This is a genomic window from Thioalkalivibrio sp. ALM2T (assembly GCF_000381505.1).
GTDB lineage: Bacteria > Pseudomonadota > Gammaproteobacteria > Ectothiorhodospirales > Ectothiorhodospiraceae > Thioalkalivibrio > Thioalkalivibrio versutus.
Window position 1 is genome coordinate 177,939 of record NZ_KB906557.1, and the last position, 19,755, is coordinate 197,693.

At 68.1% G+C, this 19,755-nt stretch carries 18 protein-coding genes; 15 read left to right on the top strand and 3 right to left on the bottom strand.

Features of this window, described 5'->3' with window-relative positions; genetic code table 11:
• Positions 1-41: 41 nt before the first annotated feature.
• Together F816_RS0103510 and F816_RS0103515 are read left to right on the top strand one after the other, a co-directional pair.
• On the top strand, positions 42-650 hold the full coding sequence (locus F816_RS0103510; protein ID WP_019593572.1) for an AAA family ATPase: 609 nt from the start codon (positions 42-44) through the stop codon (positions 648-650).
• On the top strand, positions 640-1,425 hold the full coding sequence (locus F816_RS0103515; RefSeq protein ID WP_019593573.1) for a metal ABC transporter permease: 786 nt from the start codon (positions 640-642) through the stop codon (positions 1,423-1,425). The genes F816_RS0103510 and F816_RS0103515 overlap by 11 nt, the downstream gene beginning before the upstream one ends.
• Positions 1,426-1,497: 72 nt before the next feature.
• Here the strand turns inward: F816_RS0103515 and F816_RS0103520 are convergent, their stop codons facing one another.
• Entirely contained in the window at positions 1,498-2,421 is a 924-nt protein-coding gene (locus tag F816_RS0103520; RefSeq protein ID WP_019593574.1) for a histone deacetylase family protein, read from the bottom strand.
• 39 nt (positions 2,422-2,460) lie between these two features.
• Here F816_RS0103520 and F816_RS0103525 point away from each other — a divergent pair, with 39 nt between their 5' ends.
• The 4 genes from F816_RS0103525 to pap all read left to right on the top strand — a co-directional run bounded on the left by F816_RS0103525 (position 2,461) and on the right by pap (position 8,468).
• The gene (locus F816_RS0103525) at positions 2,461-5,142 is read left to right on the top strand and encodes a bifunctional acetate--CoA ligase family protein/GNAT family N-acetyltransferase (RefSeq protein WP_019593575.1); all 2,682 of its coding nucleotides are present in this window, start codon (positions 2,461-2,463) and stop codon (positions 5,140-5,142) included.
• A 127-nt stretch (positions 5,143-5,269) separates the two neighbouring features.
• On the top strand, positions 5,270-6,238 hold the full coding sequence (locus F816_RS0103530; RefSeq protein ID WP_019593576.1) for a YafY family protein: 969 nt from the start codon (positions 5,270-5,272) through the stop codon (positions 6,236-6,238).
• Between the two features lie 86 nt (positions 6,239-6,324).
• The gene (locus tag F816_RS0103535) at positions 6,325-6,717 is read left to right on the top strand and encodes an HIRAN domain-containing protein (protein WP_019593577.1); all 393 of its coding nucleotides are present in this window, start codon (positions 6,325-6,327) and stop codon (positions 6,715-6,717) included.
• Between the two features lie 242 nt (positions 6,718-6,959).
• On the top strand, positions 6,960-8,468 hold the full coding sequence (gene pap / locus F816_RS0103540; protein WP_019593578.1) for a polyphosphate:AMP phosphotransferase: 1,509 nt from the start codon (positions 6,960-6,962) through the stop codon (positions 8,466-8,468).
• A gap of 123 nt (positions 8,469-8,591) precedes the next feature.
• Here pap and F816_RS0103550 read toward each other — a convergent pair whose 3' ends face one another.
• Both F816_RS0103550 and F816_RS0103555 read right to left on the bottom strand, forming a co-directional pair.
• Entirely contained in the window at positions 8,592-9,044 is a 453-nt protein-coding gene (locus F816_RS0103550; RefSeq protein WP_019593580.1) for a helix-turn-helix domain-containing protein, read from the bottom strand.
• Between the two features lie 112 nt (positions 9,045-9,156).
• Positions 9,157-10,524 carry an NAD-dependent succinate-semialdehyde dehydrogenase gene (locus F816_RS0103555; protein ID WP_019593581.1) on the bottom strand — a complete coding sequence of 456 codons (1,368 nt, stop codon included), beginning with the start codon at positions 10,522-10,524 and terminating at the stop codon, positions 9,157-9,159.
• A gap of 129 nt (positions 10,525-10,653) precedes the next feature.
• On the opposite strand from F816_RS0103555, the gene F816_RS0103560 reads away from it, so the two are divergent.
• The 9 genes from F816_RS0103560 to F816_RS0103600 all read left to right on the top strand — a co-directional run bounded on the left by F816_RS0103560 (position 10,654) and on the right by F816_RS0103600 (position 19,268).
• Positions 10,654-11,625 (top strand): complex I NDUFA9 subunit family protein, encoded by a 972-nt coding sequence (locus F816_RS0103560; RefSeq protein WP_019593582.1) that lies wholly within the window; start codon positions 10,654-10,656, stop codon positions 11,623-11,625.
• A 25-nt stretch (positions 11,626-11,650) separates the two neighbouring features.
• A complete protein-coding gene (locus tag F816_RS0103565; protein ID WP_019593583.1) occupies positions 11,651-12,883 on the top strand; it encodes a multifunctional CCA addition/repair protein in 1,233 nt (410 codons plus the stop codon).
• Between the two features lie 136 nt (positions 12,884-13,019).
• Positions 13,020-13,676 carry a protein-L-isoaspartate O-methyltransferase gene (locus tag F816_RS0103570; RefSeq protein ID WP_019563426.1) on the top strand — a complete coding sequence of 219 codons (657 nt, stop codon included), beginning with the start codon at positions 13,020-13,022 and terminating at the stop codon, positions 13,674-13,676.
• A 111-nt stretch (positions 13,677-13,787) separates the two neighbouring features.
• Positions 13,788-15,116, top strand: coding sequence for a TolC family outer membrane protein (locus tag F816_RS0103575; RefSeq protein WP_019593584.1), 1,329 nt, complete (start codon positions 13,788-13,790; stop codon positions 15,114-15,116).
• Positions 15,116-15,685, top strand: a complete 570-nt coding sequence (locus F816_RS0103580) for an isochorismatase family protein (RefSeq protein ID WP_019593585.1) — start codon at positions 15,116-15,118, stop codon at positions 15,683-15,685. The genes F816_RS0103575 and F816_RS0103580 overlap by 1 nt, the downstream gene beginning before the upstream one ends.
• 18 nt (positions 15,686-15,703) lie before the next feature.
• Positions 15,704-15,850, top strand: coding sequence for a hypothetical protein (locus F816_RS14945; RefSeq protein ID WP_018144768.1), 147 nt, complete (start codon positions 15,704-15,706; stop codon positions 15,848-15,850).
• Between the two features lie 10 nt (positions 15,851-15,860).
• Complete coding sequence (locus F816_RS0103590; protein ID WP_018938341.1) at positions 15,861-16,712, top strand: hypothetical protein; 852 nt, start codon at positions 15,861-15,863, stop codon at positions 16,710-16,712.
• Positions 16,712-17,782: a homoserine O-succinyltransferase gene (locus F816_RS0103595; RefSeq protein ID WP_018952373.1), complete on the top strand. Its 1,071-nt coding sequence runs from the start codon at positions 16,712-16,714 to the stop codon at positions 17,780-17,782. Before F816_RS0103590 ends, F816_RS0103595 begins: the two co-directional genes overlap by 1 nt.
• Before the next feature lie 145 nt (positions 17,783-17,927).
• On the top strand, positions 17,928-19,268 hold the full coding sequence (locus F816_RS0103600; RefSeq protein WP_019593586.1) for an MFS transporter: 1,341 nt from the start codon (positions 17,928-17,930) through the stop codon (positions 19,266-19,268).
• The last annotated feature ends 487 nt before the right edge of the window (positions 19,269-19,755 follow it).

The following is a 19,755-nucleotide window of genomic DNA, read 5'->3' on the forward strand; positions in this document are numbered from 1 at the left end:
CCGGTCCGTTATCATTCGCGCACCCCGTCACCGGAACCCGGATGTCTCGCGACCCCGCTCAACCGATCCTTCGTTTCCAGTCGGCCCGGCTGGGGTTTGACCGGCCGGTGCTGGGGCCGCTGACCCTGGAAATGCCGATCGGCTCGCGCTGGGCCCTGACCGGGCCCAACGGCATTGGAAAATCGCTTCTGCTGAAGGCCCTGACGGGACAGGCGCGGGTGCATCACGGTCACCTGGAACTTGCCCCCCAAGCCCGGATCAGCCTGCTCGCGCAGGACCACCCGCGCCGCCAGCCCTGGCCGCTATCCGGACACGACTGGTTCCGGGCGATGGGGGCGCAACCACCCGAACAGGCACGCGTGCGCGCCCTGATGGACCGGCGGCTCGACCGCCTAAGCGGAGGGCAATGGCAACTGCTGCGCCTGGCCGCGGCACTTTCCAGCCATGCCACGCGCCCGCCGGCGGAGCGTCTGGTGCTACTGGACGAGCCGGCCAATCATCTGGATGCCGAGGTGCGCCACGATGCGATCGAGCTGATCACTGGCCTGCCAGGCGGCACCACACTGCTGATGACCAGCCATGACGACGATTTCCTGGAGGCCGCCGGGGTCGAGCGCCACCCCCTGACGGAATACATCCATGCTGGGTGACCTGCTACTCATGCCCTTCGTGGCAGGCCTGCTGATCACCGGCGTGCTGGCTCTCGCCGGCGCCGGACTGTTCCTGCGCGGCTCGGTCTGGCAGGCACTCGCGCTCGGCCAATGGGCCGCCGTCGGCGGGGTCGTGGCCTCGGTGCTGCACTGGCCGGCCTTGTTCGTGGCGCTCGTCCTGGGTTCCAGCGTGATGGCCCTGCTGCAGCGCAGCGCGGACCGCGAGCGCCTGCCGCTGGGGGTGTTTCTGGCCGGCCTTGCGGCCGTGACCCTACTGGCCGCCAACTTCTCCCAGGCCAGCCTGGCGGCAGCCTCCTGGGCCGAAGGCCAGCTGTACTTTGCCGGACCGAACGAACTGTGGGCGGTGGCGGTACTGGCGGTCGCCAGCATCCTGCTCGCGCCCGGACTGTACCGCGTATGGCGGCATGCGCAGCTCGCTCCCGATGTCCCCGCCACACGCCCCCCGCCCACGTGGCAACGACTCACCGAGATCGGCTGGCTGGTCGCCGCGGTCGTGCTGGGCAGCATGGTCCTGGGCCTGCCCGCCGCCCTCGCGACCCTGCTGCTGCCCGCCTGGGGTGCGGCCTATCTCGCGCGCGATCTGCGCGGGCTGTTCCTGTGGACCCAGGCCATCGCCCTGGCGGGTTTCCTGATCGCCTGGAGCCTCAGCCTGCCTCTGGATCAGCCCTTTGCCCCCGTATTGGTACTGGTGAACGTAGCGCTCGCCAGCGGCGCCCGCCTCGCCGCGTCGGTATATGGCGAACGCAACCGCTGAACAAGGCGGCCCCCGCTCAACCATGAACGCGGCGCCACCCATACGCGGCAGCTGCGCCGCAAGCGGGGCAGGTCAAAGGGCGGCCAGGGCACGCATATGCGCCACCACACTACGCCCCAGGGCACTCAGGGCGTAGCCACCCTCCAGCATGGCGACGACGCGCCCACCGGCGTGACGCTCGGCCAGGGCCACCAGCTCACGAGTGATCCAGGCGTAGTCATCCTCGGCCAGCAACAGGCGCGAGAGTTCGTCCTCGCGATGGGCATCGAATCCGGCGGAGATCAGCACGAGTTCCGGGGCAAAGGCGTCCAGCGCATCGAACCAGGCCCCAGCCACCGCGTCGCGCCACTGCTCCCCCGACGATCCGCCGGGTACCGGGACATTCAGGCAGTTGTCGGCCAGCGGCGGGATGCCCGACCCGGGATAAGCCGGATGCTCGAAGGCGGAAGCGAACAGGATGGCGGCATCACCCGCCACCAGGGACTCGGTGCCGTCGCCATGGTGCACGTCAAAGTCGACGATGGCGATGCGCCCCACGCCATGGCGCTCCTGTGCATGGCGGGCGGCAATCACCACGTTGTTGAACAGGCAGAACCCGGCCGCCCGGTCGGCACGAGCATGGTGACCCGGCGGCCGTACCGCGCAGAAGGCCCGCCGGTTCGCCGCCCCCATCACCCAGTCCACCGCGCCAATGCCCGCGCCGGCCGCCAGCAATGCGGCCTCGCGAGTCCCCGGCGACAGGGCCGTGTCGCCATCCAGCATCACCCGCCCCCCTTCCGGAACGTGCTGCTGGATGGTGTCGATAAAGTCGCGTGTGTGAACCCGGCGCAGGTCTGCCCGCGTCGCCGGGAATGCCTCGCGATGCAGGACCCACGGATCCAGCCCGCTGGCCACCAGCTGATCACGGATTGCGGTCAGCCGCTCCGGACATTCCGGGTGGCCGGGACCATTGTCGTGCTCAAGGCCGGCGTCCGGCGAGAAGAACGCTAGATTCATGTTATGAAGACACTTGGCACGTCATAACCGAGAGCATGCATGGGAACCCATATCCTGGACAAGCTGTTCAATCCGCGCGGCGTCGCCGTGTTCGGCGCCTCCGAACGCGAAGGCAGTGTCGGCCGCACGGTGCTGGCCAACCTCCTGGCGGCCGGCTTCAAGCGCACCCTGCTCCCGGTAAATCCCAAATACGCCAAGGTACAGGGCCTGCACTGCGTGCCCGAGCTGAAACCCGGCGAGCACATGGTGGACCTGGCGCTGATCGCCACCCCGGCTCGGGCCGTCCCCGGCATCCTGCGCAACTGTGGCGAGGCGGGCCTGCGCGGCGCCGTCATCCTCTCGGCCGGCTTCGCCGAAGCCGGCCGAGAGGGCGAACGCCTGCAGCAGGAATGCGTCGAGATCGCGCAGCGTTACCGCATGCGCCTGATCGGCCCCAACTGCCTGGGCATCATGCGCCCGGGCATCGGGCTCAACGCGACCTTCAGCCACAACCAGGCGCTGCCCGGCAAGCTCGGGCTGATCTCCAGCTCCGGGGCGCTGATCACCGCCGTCCTGGACTGGGCGGAGCCCACCGGCATCGGGTTTTCCAGCGTGGCCTCGACCGGCGACGCCGCAGACGTCGACTTCGGCGAGCTGCTGGACTACCTCGCGGTGGACCCCGAGACCCAGGGCATCCTGTTGTACGTCGAGGGCATCCGCCACACGCGGCGCTTTCTGTCGGGCTTGCGCGCCGCCGCGCGCATGAAGCCCGTGGTAGTCCTCAAGTCCGCTCGCCATGCGGCCACCGCCCAGGCGGCCGCCACCCATACCGGGGCGATGATGGGCTCGGATGCAGTGTTCGACGCGGCCCTGCAGCGCGCCGGCGTGGTCCGGGTGGAGCGCGTGTCGCAGTGGTTTTCCGCAGCCCAGACACTGGCCAGCGGCGTGCGCCTGCGCGGCGAGGATCTCGCCATCCTCACCAACGGCGGCGGACCCGGCGTGATGGCCGTGGACCGGGCCGCCGACCTCGGCCTGAACCTGGCCACGCTGGCCGACGGCACGCTGGAGGCGCTCAACGCCCTGCTGCCCGCCCACTGGTCGCATGGCAACCCGGTGGACATCCTCGGCGACGCCACCCCCGAACGCTATGGCGAAGCCCTGCGCATCGTGCTCGCGGACCCCGGGGTTCACATGGCGAGCGTCCTGCTCACCCCGCAGGCCATGACCGATCCCGACGCCTGTGCCGAGGCCGTGATCGAACAGGCCCGCAAAAGCCACAAGCCGGTGCTGGCCTGCTGGATGGGCGACCCGCTGGTGGCCCGCGCACGGAAACGCTTCGACGCGGAAGGGATCCCCCAGTTCCGCACGCCCGAGGGCGCGGTCGAGACCTTCGCCTGGCTGATCGAACACCGACGCAACCAGCGCATGCTGCTGCAGGTCCCCGGCCCCCGCAGCGATGACCAGCCCGCGGATATCGAGGGCGCGCAGCTGATCCTGCAGCACGCGCGCAGCCAGGGTCGCAAGGTCTTGAGTATGCGCGAGTCCCGGGCCGTGCTGGCCGCCTTCCACATCCCCTGCAGTCCCAGTATCCTCGCCCGCGACCCGGCCGACGCGATGCTCGCCGCCGAGACCCTGGGCTTCCCGGTCGCGCTCAAGATCAGTGCACCCGACCTCACCCACAAGAGCGACTTCGGCGGTGTACGACTCAACCTGCGCAGCGTGCAGGCCGTGCGCCAGCAGGCCCAGGAGATGCTCGACCAGATCCACGAGCAATTCCCGGAGGTCGAGGTCGAAGGCGTGAGCGTGGAACGCATGGCCGAGGTCGGGCATGTTCGCGAACTGCTGGTGGGGATCTCGCGCGACCCGGTGTTCGGCCCGGTAATCGCCTTCGGACTGGGCGGGACCGCGGTGGAGGTCATCGGCGACCAGGCCGTCGCCCTGCCGCCGCTGAACCCCTCGCTGGCCCGGCGCCTGATGGCGCAGACTCGCGCGGCGCGCACCCTCGGCAACTTTCGCGGCGCGCCCCCGGTGCGCGAGGGCGCGGTGGAACAGGTCCTGCTCCGGGTCTCGGAGATGGCCTGCGAGCTGCCCGAACTCGCCGCGCTGGATATCAACCCCCTGCAGGCCGGCGAGAACGGCGTGATGGCCGTGGACGCCCGCATCGAACTGGCCGATCCCGCGCACGACGGCCGTGACTACGCGCACATGGCCATCCACCCCTATCCCGGCCACATGGCCCGGAAGGTCACCACCCGCGACGGCCATGAACTCGAGCTCCGGCCGATCCGGCCCGAGGACGCTGCCATCGAGCAGGAATTCGTGCGCAGCCTGTCGGAGAAGTCCCGCTATCTCCGGTTCATGCGCTCGATGGACGAACTCACGCCCGAGATGCTCGTGCGCTTCACTCAGATCGACTACGACCGCGAGATGGCCTTCATCGCGGTCGACCACCACGCAGGCCGGGAGGTACAGGTCGGCGTCGCCCGCTACACCACCGAACCCGACGGCGAGAGCGCGGAGTTCGCCGTGGTCATCAGTGACTCCTGGCAAAGCCGCGGCGTGGGCAGCCTCCTGATGGAGGCCGTCATCGACTCGGCCCGCAACGCCGGCCTGCGCGAACTGTTTGGCGAGGTGCTGCGCCACAACGGCGGCATGCTCGCGCTCGCCCAACGCCACGGCTTCCAGCGCGAGATCCTCGCCTCCGACGAGGAGATCATCCGCGTCAGCCGGCGCCTCCACTGACCACCGGGACGGTCGCCCGCAACCGCCACACCCGACCCGGCGGGCATCCGGCGCCCCGGCGCGTCGCTTGCGGGGCCCCGGGCGAATGGGTAGCGTCCCCGGGCATGCATCGACCCCTTCCCCGCCCGTGAACCGCGCCGAGCGCATCTTTCACCTGCACCGATTGTTGCAGGGGCGGCGGCCGCCCTCACTGGCGGACCTGATGGAGCGCCTCGAGGTCTCGCGCGCGACCGTCAAGCGCGACCTCGAATACATGCGCGACTTCATGCAGGCGCCCATCGAATACGATGCCCAGGCCAACGGCTACCGCTACACACAGGATGCCCCGGCCTTCGAGCTGCCGGGTCTGTGGTTCAACGAATCCGAGCTGCTCGCGCTGCTGACCATGGAGCAACTCCTGGAGGACGTGCAGCCCGGGTTGCTGGCGCCCACGCTGGGGCCGCTGAAGGGCCGCATCCGCGAGCTGCTCGCCAGCGGCGGGCACCAGCCGGACACCGTGCGCCGCCGCATCCACATCCAGCCGCTGGCCCAGCGCGGCAGCCGCGGCGAAAGCTTTCAGGCCGTGGCCGCTGCGACCCTGGACGAACACCCCGTCGAGATCGAGTATCACGGCCGTGCCCGGGACGCCGCGAGTTGTCGCGTCGTGCACCCGCAGCGCCTGCTCTACTACCGCGACAACTGGTACCTGATCGCCTGGTGCGAGCAGGCCCGGGACCTGCGCACCTTCGCCCTGGAGCGCATCCGCTCGGTGCAGCCGGTGGAGTCTGCCTACCGCACCATCGACGAGGCGATCCTGGACGCTCATACCGGAGACGCCTTTGGCATCTTCACCGGTCCCGCACAGGAATGGGCCGTGCTGCGTTTCACCCCGGAACATGCCCGCTGGGTCGCCGACGAGATCTGGCACCCGGAGCAGATCGGCGAATACGAGGGCGACGCGTATCGCCTGCGTATTCCCTACGCCGACCCGACCGAGCTGGTCCAGGAGATCCTGCGCCACGGCCCAGGCGTCGAGGTGCTGGCGCCCGCCGACCTGCGCCAGCGCGTGGCCGACGACCTCGCGCGCGCCAGTCAGCAGTACACCCAATCCAACTGATCAAGAGAGATTTCCGGGGGTGGCTCATTCTGTGAGCCACCCCCAGTGCTACAACGGGCATCCAGGCCACACCAAGGAGCCCGACCATGTCGCAGACCCGTCAAGCACGCCCCATCCCCCCGCTGGCCGGCTACTACGCCAAGCGCGGCACCTACAACCACACCGCCACCACCGAAGAACTCCTGGACCGCATTCCCCTGGCCGGCTTCCGCCACCACGACGCACCAAAGCTGTGGGACATCCTCAAGCGCGGCCAGGCCCTGACCGTGGAACGCGAACGCACCAACGCCCACGATGGCCAGGCCGTCGCCGTGCGCTGGATGGATCACCACCTGGGCTACCTACCCCGCGACCGCAACAGCCTCGCCGCCCGGCTACTGGATCAGGACCAGCCCCTGATCGCCCGCATCCTCGAGAAACGCGACCACGCCGACCGCCACCACCGCCTGGAACTCGCCCTCTACCGCGCCCGCTCGTAGGTCTGGGAGCCAGACACCCTCCGATACTACGGACCTGGCTTGCACACAGCCATTGGGCCGGACCCAGCGATGCCCTCAGGCAAAGTGAAGGACCAGGGTCGCTGGGTCCACGTGTCACGGTTTATGGGACGTGTACGAGCGGCGAAGCCGGGATCGGGGGTCGGCCTCGCGGCGCGGCGAGGCCCCTGTGCTACGGTGATCCTCTTGGTGCTCTCGGTCTCATGACACAGAGAAGGTTGCGGATGTTCGAAGCTGCCGAATTGGGGCGTTCCGTCAGTAAGGCCGACTACAAGCAGGCCGAGCCCGATTTGCGTCTCGCCCTCCTGCAGGCCCAGCGTCAGGCCCGCCACCGGGGATTGCCGGTCATCCTGCTGCTGCATGGGGTGGCCGGTGCCGGCAAGGGCGAGATGCTCAACCAGCTGCTCGAGTGGCTGGATTCACGTGGGGTGCAGACCCATGTGTTCTGGGATGAAACCGACGAAGAACTTCAGCGCCCTCGCTGGTGGCGGTATTGGCGCAAGATGCCCGCGGCCGGCAACATCAGCGTGATGTTCGGCGCCTGGTACGCCCGGCTGATCGAGGACTTCCAGCAACAGCGCATCGACGACGATGGAGTGAGCGCGGAGCTCGAACGCATCCGCGAGGTCGAGCAGATGCTGATCGACGACGGGGCGCTGCTGGTGAAATTCTGGCTGCACCTGCCCCAGGACGAACAGGCCCGGCGGGTGGAGAAACGCCGCAAGGATCCGCAGAGCCACTGGCACATGGCGCCGGAGACAGCGAAGGCGGCGGAGCACTACGAGGCGTTCACCGACCTCGCCACCCGAGTCATCCGCGAGACGGATACCGGCCATTCGCCCTGGTATCTGATCGAGGCAACCGATCGGCGTTTTCGCGACCTGACGGCGGGGAGGACCCTGCTGCGCGCAATCGAGGCCCGTTTGTCCTCAGCCGACCCTGCGGAACCCATCCGCACCTCGCACGCCCCGGCGCTGCCCGAGAGCGCCTCGGCGCAGGTAACCATTCTCGATCAGGTGGACCAGAGCCATGCGATCGACCGACCGGAATACAAGAAGCGAAAGAAGGCCCTGGATCCAGCGATCAACCGGCTGGGCTGGCTGGGGTTCGAGGCGCGTCATTCGGTGGTTGTGGTGTTCGAGGGCGCGGATGCCGGCGGCAAGGGCGGCGCCATCCGTCGGCTCACCGAGGCGCTCGATGCCCGGCTCTACCAGGTGATCCCGATCGCCGCCCCGAATGACGAAGAAGCGCTGCATCACTACCTCTGGCGGTTCTGGCGGCAGGTGCCGCGCGACGGCTACTGGACCCTCTTCGACCGCTCCTGGTACGGCCGGGTGCTGGTCGAACGGGTCGAGGGGCTCGCCGCGGAAGGGGAATGGCGGCGCGCTTATCACGAGATCAACAACTTCGAGGCACAGCTGGCCGAACATGGCGTGACGGTGCTCAAGTTCTGGCTGAGTATCGATCCCGACGAGCAGCTACGGCGCTTCGAGGCGCGCAAGGAAACGCCGTACAAGAAACACAAGATCACCGACGAGGACTGGCGCAACCGCGAACGCTGGGACGACTACAAGGCGGCGGTCAACGAGATGGTCATCCGCACCAGCACCGAATACGCGCCTTGGCACATCATCCCGGCCAACAACAAGCGTTACGCCCGCATTGAAGTGATGCGCATTGCCAGCGAAGCAGTGGCGCAGGCGCTTGGTGACGACGACCATCAGCGCTCATAGCACGGCGATCCTTGCGTTCCCCAGGAATGTCATCCGGCCTGTGCGCGCCAGCCGTATGAGGAGATCGCGCAGGGGGGCCGGATACAGGACGCACGCGTCGTAGATAACGACGAAACGCACGCGTCAGTAACCCATACCCAGCTCCTGCGCCTGTGCGGCCAGAGCATCCATTGCTTCGCGGCTGTCACGATCCATGCGAGCCTTGTATTCGATCAGGTCTTCGTAGCGGATGCGCCGATGTGTCCCCGCCTTGCGATAAGGAATCTCGCCGTTCTCCAGAAGCTTGACCACGAAGGGCCGCGAGACATTGAGGATATTGGCGGCATCCTGAGTGCTCATTTCCGCATGGGTCGGAACGATCGTCACGGCGTTGCCGCGTGCCATCTGGCCAAGGATCTCCCTTAACAGCACAACGGCCTGCCGGGGCACGATCATCTCGGTACCGTCAAGGCGGATCTGCGCGCGCTCGGCTGCGGGTTTTTCGGCCAACAACCGCGCGAGTTGCGTCGCGCCCTCCCGCGCCAGCGTGGCGGCCTCGGGGTCCGGGAGCATGTTGTCCTGTTCAGCAGCGCTCATGGTTTCGTTTCCTCGCTGGTTCTCGTCAATATAGGCTTGGCCGAGACCCAAACGCAACAAACGAAACGGCTGGTGAGGTTGGTCACCTGAGACCCGAGCTGGATCCACTCAATCAACCGACCCAGATGGTCTTGGCGTTCTGGAACTCGCGGATGCCGAGTTCAGAAAGTTCGCGGCCGTAGCCGGAGTCCTTCACGCCACCGAAGGGCAGGCGCGGGTCGCTCTTGACGATGCCGTTGACGAAGGCGCAGCCGCATTCCAGACGCCGGGCCAGGGCCTCGCCACGTACCGGATCGGCGGTCCAGACGCTGCCGCCCAGGCCGAAGCGCGAGCGGTTGGCGAGTTCGATGGCATGATCCGCGTCGCGCGCCCGGGTGACCGCCGCGACCGGGCCGAAGGTCTCCTCGTCGAAGGCCGCCATGCCGGGTTCCACGGCATCCAGCAGCGTGGGCGGGTAGAAGTAACCGGCCCCGTCGCGGGGCTCGCCACCCGCCACCAGGCGGGCGCCGGCCGCCACGCTGCGGGTCACCTGGTCGTGCAACTCGCTACGCAGATCATCGCGCGCCAGCGGCCCAATGTTCGTTCCCTCGTCCATCGGATCACCGATGACCAGGGCCTCGATGGCCGCCTGGAAGCGTTCGACGAAGGCATCCGCGATGGCCTCCTCGACGATGAAGCGCTTGGCGGCGATGCAGGTCTCGCCGTTGTTCTGGAAGCGCCCGCGTACCGCCTGCTCCACGGTGTGGTCGAGATCGGCATCCGCCAGCACGACGAAGGCATCCGAGCCGCCCAGTTCCAGCACCGAGGACTTCAGGGCCTTGCCGGCCGCAGCCCCCACCGCGCGGCCGGCGCCTTCGGAGCCGGTCAGGCTGACGCCCTGCACGCGACGGTCAGAGATGATGCCCTCCACCGCATCGGAGCCAACCGGCAGGTTGCGGAACACGCCCTCGGGAAAACCGGCCGCCGTGAACACCTGCTCCAGGTGCGCGGCGCAACCGGGGACGTTGGAGGCGTGCTTCAGCAGCACGGTGTTGCCGGCCAGCGTGGCCGGGATCGCCTGGCGAAAGGCCTGCCAGTAAGGAAAGTTCCAGGGCATCACCAGCAACACGGTCCCCAGTGGCTGCCAGGCGATGAAGGAACGGCTCGCATCCGAGGCGATCATCGTGTCCTGCAGCAAGTCCGGGCCGTGCTCGGCGTAGTACTCGCAGGCGTTGGCACACTTGTCGACCTCGGCGCGCGCCTCGACCAGCCGCTTGCCCATCTCGCGGGTGGCCGTGGTCGCCAGGGTCTCGCGCGCGTCGCGCAGCACCCCGGCCAGGTCGTTCAGGCGGGCGGCGCGCTCCGCCACCGGGCGTTCCGCCCAGTCCGGTGCGGCACTGGCCGCGCGTGCCAGGGCGGCCTCCAGCCCGTCCCGATCCATGCGGGGGTAACGCGCGAGCGTCTCGCCGGTCGCAGGGTTGATCGCGGTCAGTTCGGTCATGTCGGCGCCTCGGATTGGTGACCCGGAAACAGGCCATGGGAAACACAGGTCAACTATTTGCTAGTTTGAACAATGCGGGTCACCCGAGTATAAGACGATCCGCATTCGCTTTCGGAAGGACCTTGCCCCATGTCGATCGATTCGATTCGCAATGTCTGCCTGCTCGGCGGCACGGGCTTTGTCGGCCACCACATCATCCGCCGACTGATTGACCGCGGCCTGAAGGTCCGCGTGCTGTCGCGCCGTCCGCACCGCCATCGCGACCTCCTGGTCAACCCCGAGGTCGACCTGGTCGAGGGCAGCGCCCATGATCCCGCCACCCTGGAACGCCTGTTCGCGGGCCAGGACGCGGTGATCAACCTGGTCGGCATCCTCAACGAGCGTGGCCACAGTGGCGCCGGCTTCCGCGCCGCCCACACCGAGCTGACCGAGAAGGCCCTGGCCGCCGCCGAGTCGCAGGGCGTGCGCCGCTTCCTGCAGATGAGCGCGCTGAAGGCGGACATGGACGACGCCCCCAGCCACTACCTGCGCAGCAAGGGTGCGGCCGAGCGGGCCGTGTTCGCCAGCGAATCCCTGGCGGTCACCGTCTTCCGTCCCTCCGTCATCTTCGGGCCGGAAGACTCGTTCCTGAACCGCTTCGTGACGCTGCTGAAATTCTCGCCCGTGATGCCGCTGGCCCGCGCCCGGGCGCGCTTCGCCCCGGTGTTCGTGGGCGATGTGGCCGAGCACTTCGTCGAGGCCCTGGAAGACCAGGATACCTTCGGCCAGGGCTTCGAGCTGTGCGGCCCGAAGACCTACACCCTGGGCGACCTGGTGCGGTATGTGGGCCGGGTCTCCGGCCACCGGCGCCCGGTAATCGGCCTGCCCGACTGGGCCGGCAAGCTGCAGGCCAGCGTGCTCGAGTTCGTGCCCGGCAAGCCGCTGTCGCGCGACAACTTCGCCTCGCTGACCATCGACTCGGTCTGCGACGGCGAACAGCAGCTGCCCTGCCCGACCCGCCTGGAATCCATCGCCCCCAGCTATCTGGGCGGTGGGGGCGCCGGGCGCGAGGCCCGCATGCAGCACCTGCGCACGCTCAATCGCGGGGCCAGCCGCGGCTGATCCGAAGGGTGAACCGGTAGCCGCCATGCAGACCTACCTCGTCGGCGGTGCGGTTCGCGACCGCCTGCTAGGGCGCCCGTTTACGGAGCGCGACTACGTCGTCGTCGGCAGCTCGCCGGAGGCGATGGAGTCCAATGGCTTTCGGCCGGTCGGGCGCGACTTCCCAGTCTTCCTGCATCCCGAAACTCACGAGGAATACGCGCTGGCGCGCACCGAGCGCAAGACCGCACGCGGCTATCACGGCTTCCAGTTCAACGCCTCGCCCGAGGTCACGCTGGAGGACGATCTCGAACGCCGCGATCTCACCATCAACGCGATGGCCGAGGATGCCGACGGCCGCTTGATCGACCCCTACAACGGCCAAGCCGACCTGGAGGCGCGCCGACTGCGGCATGTCTCCCCCGCCTTCGCCGAGGACCCGGTGCGCCTGCTGCGCGTGGCGCGGTTTGCCGCCCAGCTCGCGCCATGGGGCTTCGAGGTCGCGCCCGACACGCTGACGTTGATGCGCGAGCTCGTCACCTCCGGCGAGGTCGACGCCCTGGTACCCGAACGCGTCTGGGCGGAATGCGAGAAGGCCCTGAGAAGCCCCGCACCACGACGTTTTCTGGAGGTGCTGCGCGAGGCCCGGGCGCTCGCCGTCCTGTTCCCCGAGATCGAACGCCTGTTCGGCGTGCCCCAGCCGGAGCGCTACCACCCGGAGATCGACACCGGCGTGCATACCCTGATGGTGCTGGACCAGGCGACTCGGCTTTCCGACGCACCCGAGGTCCGTTTCGCCGCGCTGGTGCACGACCTCGGCAAGGGCACCACCGACCCGGAGATCCTGCCCAGCCATCACGGGCACGAGGAACGCGGGGTGGACCTGATCCGCGCCCTGACCGAGCGCCTGCGCATACCCAATCGCTACCGCGACCTGGCAGTGCGCGTGGCGCGCTACCACGGACTGGTGCATCGCGTGTTCGAGCTGCGCCCGAAGACCGTGATGAAGCTGGTCGACGGCCTGGACGTCCTGCGCCGCCCGGAGAACGTGGAGCCCTTCCTGCTGGCGGTGGAGGCGGACTTCCGCGGCCGCACCGGCTGGGAGGACAAGCCCTATCCGCAAGCCGACGCGGTGCGTCGCGCCGTGGCGGCCGCGCAAGGCGTTCAGCCAGCGGCCCTGATGGCCGAGGGACACAAGGGCAAGGCACTGGGCGAGGCCCTGCAGCGCGAGCGCATTCGCGCCATTGCCGACGCCCTCGACGAACACCCCGACGCATAGGCGCCTGCTCGCAGGCGAAGCCCCTGCCCGCGCCCGACAATGGCATGGGCACTCGCCTGCGAGCAGGTGCCTACTTGCCTGTTTCGCCCCGTGAACGTACTCTTTCGCGGCTGTCGAGCGTACTGAGGAAAACGCGATGGATTACGCCAAGGCCCGGATCAACATGGTCGAACAGCAGGTCCGCCCCTGGGACGTGCTGGACACCCGTGTACTGGACGTAATGGAAACGCTCCCGCGCGAGCGTTTCATGCCCGAGCCCTATCAGGCCCTGGCGTACGCCGATTCCGAAATCCCCCTGGGGCACGACGAGAACACCCTGCCGCCGGTCGTAATCGGCCGCCTGCTGCAGGCCGTGTCGCCACAGCCTACCGAAACCGTGCTGGAGATCGGCACCGGTTCCGGCTACGTCACGGCCTGCCTGTCCCATCTGGCGGCCCAGGTCGACAGCGTCGAGCGCATCGACGAGCTGCGCCTGGCCGCCCGCAACCGCCTGACCGATCTCGGCATCGAGAACGCGCAACTGCGCACCGCCTCGGTGACCCCCGACTGGACCCCGCCGCGCCCGCGCTACGATGCGATCATCCTGACCGGCGGCATGACCGAATATGACGACTTCCTCGAGCCCTACCTGACCCTGGGCGGGCGACTGTTCGTGATTACCGGTGACGGTCCGATCATGGAGGCCCAGCTGATCATCCGCACCACCGAGGACGGCTGCCGCCACGAGGAGCTGTTCGAGACCCGCGTGAAGCCGCTGGTGGGCTTCGAGCCGAAGCCCACCTTCGAATTCTGAGCGGCACCCAAGGGGCCCATTCCAGGCGCGGGCAACCTGGGATGAAGGTCCCATGCCCGAACCGGCTCTGATAGGATAGGATTTTCCTAATATCCTTCCGGAGTCGCGTCCATGAACCGTCTGCCGTCGCTTCTCGCCACCGCCGGGCTGGCCCTTGTGATCTCGGCCCCCGCCGCCGCCTCCAGCCTCCTGGAGGTCTACGAGCGCGCAGCCGCGGAGGACGCCGAGCTGCGCGTCGCCGAGGCGGAATACCGCAGCGTACTTGAGAACCGCTCGATCGCACGCTCTGCCCTGCTGCCGCAGATCTCCGGGCAGGCCGAGGCTGGCGCGTTCTACCGCGACGACCGCAATCAGCCGGGCAGCATTGATGGGCGCGAGACCAGCTTCGGCGTCAATCTCTCCCAGAGCATCTACGACCGCCGCAACTACATCGACCTTGCACAGGTGGATCTCGAGATCGCCCGCGCCGAGGCCGAGCTGGATGCCGCCCGCCAGGACCTGATCCTGCGTGTTTCCCAGGCCTACTTCGATGTACTGATCGCGCAGGAGACCCTGGCCTTCCGCGAGGCCGAGGTCGAGGCCATCGAACGCCAACTGGAACAGACCGAACGCCGCTTCGATGTCGGCCTGGTCGCGCGCACCGACGTCACCGAGGCCCAGGCGCAGCGCGACATCGCCGAGGCCGAGCGCATCGCCGCCGAGAACCAGCTGGACCTGACCCGCGAACAGCTCGCGGTGATCACCAACACCTACTGGGACCAGCTCGACATGCTGCGCGACGACGCCGAGCTGACTCCGCCGGACCCGGCCGACCCGCAGGCCTGGGTGGACATTGCCCTGGCGAACAACCTGGAACTGGCCGCCCAGCGCCTGGGCACCGAGACCGCGCGCGAGCAGATCCAGCGGCAGCGCGCCGAAGGTCAGCCACGGATCAACCTGAATGCCTCGGTCCGCGAAAACCGCTATCACGGCCTGGATGTACCGGGTGATGCCGGAGGCGTCTTCTTCGAAGGCACCGACGCCCAGGTCGGGCTGCAGCTGGAGATCCCCTTTTACACGGGCGGCCGCGTTAGCGGCCTGACCCGCCAGGCGCGCGAGGACTTCCAGGCCGCGCAGGAAGGCCAGTCGCTGGTTGAACGCCGTACGACCCAGGACACCCGCAGCGCTTATCTGTCGGTCATCTCCAACAACTCGCGCGTGCGCGCCCTGGAGCAGGCCCTGGCCTCCACCCAGTCCGCGTTCGAGGCGGCCGAGGCCGGCTTCGAGGTGGGCACCCGTACCCAGGTCGACGTCCTGCTCGCCCTGCGCGAGGTCTTCCGCGCCGAGCGCGACTACGCCGAGGCCCGCTACGGCTTCCTTAGCGAGTCGCTGCGCCTGCAGCGCGCCGCCGGCCGCCTGAGCGTGACCGATCTCGAGGCCATCAACCGCCTGCTGGAGTAATGGCCGCTGCCGCTTCCAATCCGCGAGCCCGCTGCGATCGTGCGCGCTCGCAGCTGGTCCTGATCGACTTGCAGGAACGCCTGCTGGCCGCCATGCCGGACGCGCGGGAAGAGGTCGAGCGCAATACCGCCCGCCTGATCGCGGCCGCACGCAAGCTGGATATCCCGATCGAGGTCTCGCGTCAGTATCCGCAGGGCCTGGGCGAAGTCACCGCCACTCTGCAGCAAGCGCTCGACGGGTACGGCACGGTCACCGACAAGACGGCCTTCTCCTGCTGTGCCGAGGATGACCTGCGCGCGCGCCTGACAGGCGGCGACCAGGTCATCCTGACCGGTTCGGAGACGCACATCTGCGTGACCCAGACGGCGCTGGAGTTGCTGGACGCGGGCGTAACCGTGTTCGTCGTCGAGGACGGGGTCTGCTCGCGCGACGCCGGGCGCAAGCGCAACGGGCTGGAACGCCTGCGCGCTGCCGGCGCCATCATTACCAACCACGAATCGGTGCTGTTCGAATGGCTGCGCGACGCGGCCGATCCGCAGTTCCGCGAACTGAGCCAACTGATCCGCTAACCGGAGGCTTCCGCAGGGATGCGCATACTCGGCAACATTCTATTGGGCGTCTGGCTGATCCTGTTCGGCCTGCGCGGCCTGCTGGGGCTGCAGTTCCAGTACGACCATTACGTCATCAGTGGCCTGGCGGTGATCGCCGGTATCCTGTTCATCCTGCGACGCTAATCGAGTCCCCATGCGCCTGACACCCGACGAATACCGCAACCAGGAGCACCGCCGCATCACCCTGCTGGGGATGTCCGGTGTCGGCAAGACGCGCCTGTCCAACATGCTCCGGCGCGAGGACTGGTTCCACTATTCGGGGGACTACCGCATCGGCACGCGCTACCTGAGCGAGCCGATCCTGGACAACATCAAGGCCCAGGCGATGGCGGTGCCGTTCCTGCGCGACCTGTTGCGCTCGGACTCGATCCAGATCATCAACAACATCACCGTGGACAACCTGCACCCGGTGGCGAGCTTCCTTGGCAAGCTCGGCAACCCGGAGCTGGGCGGCCTGCCGCTGACCGAATTCAAGCGGCGCCAGACCCTGCACCACCAGGCCGAGGTGCAGGCGATGCTCGACGTGCCGGACTTCATCCACAAGGCACAAACGCTGTTCGGCTACCCGCATTTCGTCAACGACGCCGGCGGATCGGTTTGCGAACTGGACAGCCCCGGCGTGCTCGAGACGCTGGCCGAGCACACCCTGATCCTGTACATCAAGGCGACGGACGAAGACGAGCGCCAGCTGATCGAGCGCGCCGAGCGCGACCCCAAGCCGCTGTACTACCGCGAGGCCTTCCTCGACCAGCAGCTGGCCGAATACATGCGCGACGAGGGGCTGGACTACGTCGCCCAGATCGACCCGGACGCCTTCGTGCGCTGGGTCTTCTCGCGCCTGTTCCGCGCACGCCTGCCGCGCTACGAGGCGATCGCCGAGACCCACGGCTACACGATCAGCACCACCGAACTGGCACGCGTACGCAACGCAGGCGAGTTCGATGACCTGGTCTGCATGGCCCTGGAACGGGAGGCACGCCTCTAATGCCACTTGTCGCCTATTCCGATCTGCCCACCTTTGCCCGTCTGCGGAGCGAGGGCGAGACCGTCCTGCCCAGCGACTTCGCGCAGCAGCAGGAGATCCGTGCGCTGCACATCGGGCTGCTGAACATGATGCCGGACGCCGCCCTGTCGGCTACCGAACGTCAGTTCTTTCGCCTGATCGGCGAGAGCAACCAGATCGCGCAGTTCTATATCCACCCGTTCACCCTGCCGCAGCTCAAGCGCGGGCCGAAGGGGCGCGATCACATCAAGCAGTACTACGAGGACTTCGAGGACCTGAAGAAGGAGGGTCTCGACGCGCTGATCATCACCGGGGCCAACGTCACCCAGCCGGATCTGGCACTGGAACCCTTCTGGGAGCCGCTGGCCGAGGTGGTGGACTGGGCCTGGGAAAATGTGACCTCGACGCTTTGTTCCTGCCTCGCCACCCACGCCGTGCTGCAGGCACGCTACGGCGAACGCCGCGTGCACATGGGCGAGAAGCTGTGGGGCGTGTTCCCGCACCGGGTGGTGGACCGCGGGCATCCGCTGGTCACCGGCGTCAACACCCGCTTCGATGTGCCGCACTCGCGCTACAACGATGTCTCGCGCGAGCAATTCGAACGCCACGGCCTGCGCGTGCTGGTGGACAGCGAGCAGTCCGGGATCCACCTGGGTGCCTCGCCGGACGGCTTCCGCATGGTCTTCTTCCAGGGCCACCCGGAGTACGACTCCATCAGCCTGCTCAAGGAATACAAGCGCGAGGTCGTGCGCTACATCCAGGGCGAACGCGACGCCTACCCGCCGCTACCGGAGAACTACCTGATGCCGCAGGCCGCCGCGATCCTCGGCGAGCATCGCGAGCAGGTCGAGGCCGCGCTGGAGCACTGCACCGAGATCCCGGCGCTGCCCGAGGCGCTGCTGCTGGACCGCCTGGACAACACCTGGCACGACACCGCGCTGGCGGTGATCAACAACTGGCTGGGCAACGTTTATCAGCTGACCAACCTGGACCGGCGCAAGCCGTTCCGCGACAGCGTCGATCCAAGCGATCCGTTGGCCGGACGGCGTTAGTCAGCCGCCGTCATTGCGAGGCGCGCAGCGACGCTGCAATCTCCCACCGGAGCCACCGGGACCTGGCGCGTTGCCAACTTCGGGAGGTTGCCACGTCGCCTTCGGCCCTTCGCACTGACGGGGGGCCACGCAACGGAAGGACTCCATGGCCGAACATGACCCGGACAAGCTGCCGCGCCCGCTGATCTCCCTGTACGAAACCATCGCCGGGGACGAGGATGCGCGCGTCTGCAAGGACATTCCGGAAAACGCCTGCAGCGCCCAGCCGACCAACTTTTTCGTCCACCTGGTCTCCAACACCCTGAGCAAGATCGGCGACGAGCTGGCCTCGGCCCGCCTGGTCCTCGCCTGGCTCTTGGGCGCCCTGGGGGCCCCGGCCGCCTTTGCCGGCTTCCTGGTCCCGATCCGCGAGTCCGGCTCGCTGCTGCCGCAGTTGTTCGTCGCCGCCGCCATCCGGCGGCGGGCCATCCGCAAGGGCTTCTGGATCCTCGGCAGCCTACTCTCCGGGCTCGCGGTGGCCGGCATGGCCGTGGTCGCGCTGACCCTGGAGGGTGCAGCCGCCGGCTGGGCGATCCTCGGGCTGCTGGCCGTGTTTGCCCTTTCCCGCGGGATCAACTCGGTCGCAGCCAAGGACGTGCTGGGCAAGACCATCGCCAAGCATCGGCGCGGGACGGTGATGGGCTATGCCGCCTCGCTGGCCGGGTTCTTCACCCTGGGGCTGGGCGTCTACCTCACCCTCGCGAACCTGGAAGAGGCCGGCATTGGCGTGTTCGTGGCCCTGCTGGTCGCCTCGGCCGGGGCCTGGTGGGTCGCCGCCGCGACCTTCACCCGGCTGCGCGAGGATCCGGGTGCCACCGAAGGCGGCGGCAACGCCGTCACTGAGGCCATCCAGTCGATGCGCCTGCTGTGGACCGATCGCGCCTTCGGTCACTTCGTCCTGACCCGCGCACTGCTGATGAGCACGGCCCTGGCACTGCCCTTCTACGTCCTGCTCGCGGAGGACGCGACCGCCGGTGATCTGGGCACCCTGGGCCTGCTAATCCTCGCCAGCGGTCTGGCCTCGGCCGTCAGTGCGCCGGTCTGGGGCCGGCTATCCGACCGCTCCGCCCGCTGGGTCCTGATCCTCTCGGGACTCCTTGCGGCCGGCCTCGGCATCGCGGTCGCCCTGAGCGTCTGGCTCGCGCCCGTCGGCACCGACCATGCGCTGGTCCCCGGCGGCTGGGTCTATGCGACCCTGTTCTTCCTGCTCGGGGTCAGCCATGCCGGCGTGCGTCTGGGCCGCAAGACATACCTGGTCGACATGGCAACCCAGGAAACGCGCGCCGCGTTCACCGCCGTCAGCAACACCGTCATCGGTGGCCTGCTGCTGATCGGCGGCCTGTTCGGCCTGCTGGCCCAACTGGCCGGCACCGAAGTCGCCATCTTCGTACTCGCGCTGATGAGCCTCGCCGGCGCCGTGAGCGCCTGGCTCATGGGCGAAGCCTGACGCCCGCTTTTTCCCGGCGACTCCGCCGGCTGGCCAGTGTTCGTCGTCGGTGTTTACGGTGCCCTTGGCCCGCCGCCTGCCTAGTTGTGGCTGGCCCCGGTTCTTCCTCTGGTGTTTACGTGCCTCCGGTCCGCCGCCTGCCGAGCGCTGACTCGCCAGCGCGCCCCGAGGTACTTTCTTGCTTGCCCAAGAAAGTACCTAAAGAAGGGCACCCGGATTTCGCCCGGGAACCTCGCTCCGGACGCGCTGGGCCGGCGGCGCTGAACTCGCTACGCTGCGCTTCGCTCAGACATCCAGCGCCTTCTTCCGGCCCATCACGCCCTCCGCGAGGGGCTCCATACGGGAGGAGAAGGTCAAAACAGACGGTATCCCGTAGGGTGCGGTTGAGCGCAGCGAAACGCACCGTTCCCCACGCCGTGCGAAACCCTGATGCGATTCGCTACGCTCATCCGCATCCTACCCCCTGGCGCCCGCTTCGCGGGCGCGG